At 29.1% G+C, this 5,677-nt stretch carries 9 protein-coding genes and 1 pseudogene; 8 read left to right on the top strand and 2 right to left on the bottom strand.

Going from position 1 to position 5,677, the window contains the following annotated elements:
- Window positions 1-370 precede the first annotated feature (370 nt).
- Both HMPREF2704_RS10490 and HMPREF2704_RS10485 read right to left on the bottom strand, forming a co-directional pair.
- A pseudogene (locus HMPREF2704_RS10490) lies at window positions 371-805 on the bottom strand (diacylglycerol kinase family protein); the annotation flags it as partial.
- 93 nt (window positions 806-898) lie between these two features.
- Window positions 899-1,387 carry a hypothetical protein gene (locus HMPREF2704_RS10485; RefSeq protein WP_003010649.1) on the bottom strand — a complete coding sequence of 163 codons (489 nt, stop codon included), beginning with the start codon at window positions 1,385-1,387 and terminating at the stop codon, window positions 899-901.
- A 653-nt stretch (window positions 1,388-2,040) separates the two neighbouring features.
- On the opposite strand from HMPREF2704_RS10485, the gene HMPREF2704_RS10480 reads away from it, so the two are divergent.
- From HMPREF2704_RS10480 to HMPREF2704_RS11360, 8 genes are all read left to right on the top strand, one after another.
- Window positions 2,041-2,280, top strand: coding sequence for a GlsB/YeaQ/YmgE family stress response membrane protein (locus HMPREF2704_RS10480; RefSeq protein WP_003007835.1), 240 nt, complete (start codon window positions 2,041-2,043; stop codon window positions 2,278-2,280).
- 79 nt (window positions 2,281-2,359) lie between these two features.
- The gene (gene amaP, locus HMPREF2704_RS10475) at window positions 2,360-2,926 is read left to right on the top strand and encodes an alkaline shock response membrane anchor protein AmaP (protein WP_070846576.1); all 567 of its coding nucleotides are present in this window, start codon (window positions 2,360-2,362) and stop codon (window positions 2,924-2,926) included.
- An 11-nt stretch (window positions 2,927-2,937) separates the two neighbouring features.
- A complete protein-coding gene (locus HMPREF2704_RS10470; RefSeq protein ID WP_021153478.1) occupies window positions 2,938-3,108 on the top strand; it encodes a DUF2273 domain-containing protein in 171 nt (56 codons plus the stop codon).
- Window positions 3,109-3,120: 12 nt separating this feature from the next.
- A complete protein-coding gene (locus tag HMPREF2704_RS10465; protein WP_021153477.1) occupies window positions 3,121-3,729 on the top strand; it encodes an Asp23/Gls24 family envelope stress response protein in 609 nt (202 codons plus the stop codon).
- A 45-nt stretch (window positions 3,730-3,774) separates the two neighbouring features.
- On the top strand, window positions 3,775-3,978 hold the full coding sequence (locus HMPREF2704_RS10460) for a CsbD family protein (RefSeq protein WP_021153476.1): 204 nt from the start codon (window positions 3,775-3,777) through the stop codon (window positions 3,976-3,978).
- A 117-nt stretch (window positions 3,979-4,095) separates the two neighbouring features.
- Window positions 4,096-4,299: a CsbD family protein gene (locus HMPREF2704_RS10455; protein ID WP_049472676.1), complete on the top strand. Its 204-nt coding sequence runs from the start codon at window positions 4,096-4,098 to the stop codon at window positions 4,297-4,299.
- A 617-nt stretch (window positions 4,300-4,916) separates the two neighbouring features.
- Window positions 4,917-5,156, top strand: coding sequence for a GlsB/YeaQ/YmgE family stress response membrane protein (locus tag HMPREF2704_RS10450; protein WP_070846575.1), 240 nt, complete (start codon window positions 4,917-4,919; stop codon window positions 5,154-5,156).
- Between the two features lie 415 nt (window positions 5,157-5,571).
- Window positions 5,572-5,677 (top strand): CsbD family protein (locus tag HMPREF2704_RS11360; protein ID WP_141760649.1); only part of this gene is annotated, 106 nt, incomplete at its 3' end.

Below are 5,677 nucleotides of genomic sequence, written 5' to 3'. Positions count from 1 at the left end.
GACCGATTTTCGCCCGAAAAAAATTTTTAGTTATTAGTTATTTTGTATGAATGTACAATTGAAAAATTTTTAGTTTTCACTTAAATAAAGTACATAATTGACAATGATTAGCTAAAAACATTTTTTGGTTATCTTAGAATTGAATGTTTAGAATGTGTGGTGGAGGATAAGAAGCCTTATTCATATTTGGATAGGCAAAAGGTTTTTTAGAAAGTAAAAGTATCTAACAACATCTTATGTCGTGAGCAATTATAAAATTAGTCAATTTCTTATAATTAATTTTTGAAATTTATTAACTATTATATAGTAAAAAAGGAGACTATGCGCTAGTCTCTTTTTTGTCGCTTAGATTTTTATTAGAAAAAATAAATTATTCTTTTGGTAATGAGTATACTTCGATATGATTTCCAAGTATTTTAATCTTGACTGGAAGTTTATCTGATTTATCACCGTCAACATCTGATTCTAACTCAGTATCAGAAGAAATTCTAATATTTTTTGCTTTAATATATTCGATGTGATCATTTGACACAACATCTCCTTTTAACAAATCTGGAATTGCAGATAGTTTAGAAAGGATGGAGGCATCTTTTAAAATTAAGATATTTCCATATCCATCTTTATTTTCGTCAAATAGTTTTTTATCAGCGTAATAGTTGGATAATAAGACTAAGACTTGACTGGCCTCACCGTTATAACTTCCATTTTAAGTTTCAATATGAATATTAAACACATCGTCTTTTATGATTGACTTCATTGTATTTAATGCATATGCGAAGATCCCAAATTTTGTTTTATTTTCTATATTTTGAAAAATTTGAACACAAAAATAATGCCATGTTATTAACTTTTTCCTCTTAATACACTGAAAAAATGGTAATGAAGATATTAAAGATTATTAGTTATCATTTTCTCTCTTTTGCATAGAGAGAAACTCTTGAAGGAATAGTTTTTTAGCCTCTCCATCTGATGAAGTATCTAAATCCTCGATAATCATTCTGGCTACTTCTTCGCGTGAGGTTGTTCCGTACTCTTCTAACAATTTATAATCAATCCGTTCTTCAACGTTTGTATACGGGTAACGATCAAGTAAGTCATCGATACGATTATCAAATTCATACTCAGTCCATAACTCTTCAAAGACATCCCTATAATTCTCTATATTAGACTCTGAAGCAATTAAAGATAATGTATCCAAAAAGCCAGATTTATATCCTTTTATTTCTGAACAGAGAGCTATGACTTCATCTTTATTAATTTTGGTTAAATCTTCTCGGATGTCTAACAAGTCCTTATCTCTAAAAAGTTTTTCAAAACCTTCAAGTTGAGTATTGAAGCTGCTTAGTTTTGAATGCTCTGGTTGAACCAATATTTCTCTAAAATCCATAATAATCTCCAAATTTCTCTAAATAAAATATTAGAGTGTCGTGAATAGACACTCTTGGAATGGTAGCTAAAAGTCAAATTAGCTTGTAAGGGCTTACATATAAATATTATACATTTTATAAAAGTATACGTCAAATTTTATAAAAAATTCTCTATAAAATATAGTATTTTAAAAAAATTTTTTAAAAAAGCTCAAATTTCTATCGAATAGAGACTGATATACCATCTTAAATTAAATATAAAATACAATAAAGTAAATCTTTTATTCATTTTATTAGTGATCGAGATAGAACAAATAATATAGAAAACAAACAAGACTAAACACGCTTTTATAGGAATATAAACAAATGAGTATAAAAATTAGCATAAATTAAAATGTTGTGAAAACGAAAACAATCTTACTATATAAAGGTTTGTTGTCGAATAAGAATATTTATGCTTTTTAAAAATACCCAAGCATTTTAGTTGACTTTGTTTGGGTAAAGGTTTATAGTTATACCAATCATAGAAAAATATTTTGGAAAAAATATCCAAAATAAGATTTTAGCTAAAATTCTACTATTTATTTTATCAATTCAAATTGATAATATTATTAATCAATGGAGATAGATAATATTTAAATAAATATTCTTTGATTTAGAAAGGTGGCCCATTATGCTATGGTCTATTATTGTAGGAGGCCTTATTGGTCTCATTGCAGGAGGAATTACTAAAAAAGGTGGTTCAATGGGTATCATTGCTAATGTTTTAGCAGGTTTAATTGGTTCATCAGTTGGACAATCCCTTTTGGGCACTTGGGGCCCATCTTTAGCAGGCATGGCATTGCTTCCTTCAATTGCGGGAGCTGTCATTGTTGTTTGTGTCGTTTCATTCTTCTTAGGGAAAAAAGAATAAAGTTCTTTTTCAAGAATAAATCATAATCTTTAAGACAGGGCAAGGTTATGATTTGATTGTATTCGTGAAAGGATTCAATATGTCAAAATCTAAGAAAATACTTTCTCTTATATTTTGTATTTTAATCTTGACAATTTTGATTCCTATTTTGCTAGATTATCATAAAGTTAGCGGTTTAGAGCTCCATTTGATTAATTGGAAGAGGATTTCTTTTTTAGGATATTATCTTTCTAGATACATTTTTTGGGGTACTTTAGTTCTTTCAATTTTAATTTTATTATCTATGTTAGTGATAGTTTTTTATCCTAAACAACATTTAGAAATAGAGTTAGAAAATGCTGGTGGTGAACTAAAACTAAAAAGTTCTGCTATTGAAGGATTTGTTCGTAGTGTGGTTAATGAAAATAACTTCATTAAGAACCCTAAAGTTCGTGTAAATAGTCGGAAAAATAAATGTTTAGTTTACGTAGAAGGAGAAATTCTTCCTTCAGATAATATTATTAAAAGAACCCAGTCTATAAAAGATGAAATCGGTAATGGATTAACACAGTTTTTTGGACTAAACCATGGTGTTAAGCTTGATGTTTCTGTAAAAGATTATAAGCCTAAAAAACCAACTAAAAAAACTGTGAGTCGTGTAAAGTAAGGAAATAAAAAATGGAATGGTTTAAAAAATACCAGTATCCACTCCTGTCTGGGTTAGCAGGTATTATTTTAGCTTGCCTCATTCTCTCCTATGGTTTCTTTAAAACATTATTTGTTTTAATCTTCGCCGTCTTAGGAGCTGGAGTTGGATATTATTTACAACAGAAAAATTTATTTAAATAAAAGGAGTTTCATATGTCAAACGAAAAAAATATCAAAGAAACTAATGCGAAAGCAGAAGATGTTAAACAAACTAATGTAAAATCAGAAGAAGTGAAGGGTGAATTGACTTACGAAGACAAAGTCATTCAAAAAATTATCGGACTTTCTTTAGAAAAAGTAAATGGCTTGTTGGCTGTTGACGGAGGATTTTTCTCTAATCTAACTGATAAGATTATCAACACTGACAATGTTGCTAACGGAGTAAACGTTGAAGTTGGAAAAGAACAAGTTGCTGTCGACTTGAATGTCGTGGTTGAATATCAAAAGAATGTTCCTGAAATATACAAACACATTAAAGATGTAGTTGTATCACAAGTTTCTAAGATGACTGACTTGGAAGTTGTTGAAGTGAATGTGAATGTTGTTGATATTAAAACAAAAGAACAACATGAAGCTGACTCAGTAAGCTTGCAAGATCGTGTGACTGGAGTTGTTGAATCAACAGGTGAATTCGCATCTGAACAGTTTGAAAATGTTAAAACAGGTTTAGGAAATGGATTCTCAGCAGTTAAAGAAAAAGTTGGTGAAGGCGTAGAAGCTGTAACTGACTCTTCATCAAATGAAAAACCACGTGTTCATTAATTTGAATTTGGATATATAAAAACATATACAAACGGAGGTAAGACCATGTCTACAGAAGAAAAAGTAAACCAAGCAAAAGGAGCAGTCAAAGAAGGATTCGGTAAATTGACTGGCGATAAGAAAACAGAAAAAGAAGGGGCTGCTGAAAAAGTAGTTTCTAAAGTTAAAGAAGTAGCAGAAGACGCAAAAGATGCTGTTGAAGGAGCAATCGAAGGCGTTAAAAATATGATTAAAGGTGACGACAAATAGTTGTCAAGATAAAAGATGGTAAATGGTCATAAGCCAACTAATAGGTTAAATGACGATCAGATTTAATTCGAGTAAAAATTATTCATAGAATAAATAAATTATAACGGAGGCAAGACTATGTCAACTGAAGAAAAATTAAACCAAGCAAAAGGTGCTGTAAAAGAAAAAGTTGGTGAACTAACTGGCGATGAAAAAACAGAAAAAGAAGGAACTGCTGAAAAAGTAATTTCTAAAGTTAAAGAAGTTGCCGAAGACGCAAAGGATGCTGTTGAAGGAGCAATCGAAGGCGTTAAAAATATGATTAAAGGTGACGACAAATAATAGTTATTTGTTATCATTCAATCAAAACTAGTCTATCCTAAAAAAGCACCCTAAATTCTATAGTTTTTATATCTACTATAGAAGATGGGGTGCTTTTTGATCAAATTTTTAAGAGGTTGTTACTATACAGATATGTTGAGAATCTAAAAAAATCTTTTAATGATATAAGCAATTAGCTACATTTCTGCTTTTCTTTAAAAATTAACGAAACACACACTTTGTATTTATTTTATACATTAAACAAATGTAAATAACTATAAAAAATAAAGTGAGATAAGACATAATTTAAAAGCAGAAAAATATATATAAATCAATATACAATAGAATGATTCAACATATATTTTCTATTTGTTTATCACAAACAATAATACTATTTAGGTATTTTGTTTTATAATTTAATATATTTAAACAATTTTAAAAAAGTCAAGTATTTTAGTTGACTCCATATAAAAAATAGTCTATAATTATATTATCCCTAGAAAAGTAAGCGCTTTAATTTTTTATTCAATAAGAGACTTTTAGTTAAAAAATTAAAATACAAAAATGTTATATTCATCATACTTGCTTATTGAATATGATTTAAATAGTGTTTCTTTGAGATAGAAAGGAGTCCTATTATGCTTTGGTCTATTATTGTAGGAGGTCTTATTGGTCTCATTGCAGGAGGAATCACAAAAAAGGGTGGTTCAATGGGTATCATTGCTAATGTTTTAGCAGGTTTAATTGGTTCATCAGTTGGACAATCTCTTTTGGGTACTTGGGGACCATCTTTGGCAGGTATGGCATTGCTTCCTTCAATTGCGGGAGCTGTCATTGTTATTTGTGTCGTTTCATTCTTCTTAGGGAAGAAGGAATAAATTTCTTTTTTCAAAAATAGATCATAATCTTTATAACAGGAAAAGATTATGATTTGATTGTAGTTTTGAAAAGATTCGTTATTTCAAAATTACAGAAGAAAAAGGCAACTAAGTAAAAGATGCTGTTTAAGGCGCAATCAAAGATATAAAGAATTTATTTAATCGTGATGACAAATAAGTCATAAGTATAATCGATTTTTCGTGTTAGATCAACATACTCTATACAATTTTTAGTTCTGTTCATATTAACTTTTACAATAAGATTATATAGGCTATAAGCCGATATAATCAAATAAACCTAAGTAAAGCACTATTTCAATTTAACTGAATGATGGCACACTTAGCATAAGATTTAAGCGAAAAATCGATTTTCTTTTGATATAAAATAAAATATATTACAGATGGAGGTAATAGTATGTCTACAGAAGAAAAAATCAATCAAGCAAAAGGTACAGTCAAAGAAGGATTCGGTAAATTGACTGGCGACAAGAAAACAGAAAAAGAAGGGGCTGCTGAAAAAG

Origin of the sequence: Streptococcus sp. HMSC076C09, from assembly GCF_001837905.1 — a bacterium.
GTDB classification, from domain to species: Bacteria; Bacillota; Bacilli; order Lactobacillales; family Streptococcaceae; genus Streptococcus; species Streptococcus parasanguinis_I.
The sequence above is the reverse complement of the archived record's forward strand: the minus strand, read 5'-3'. Positions and strand labels throughout refer to the sequence as shown.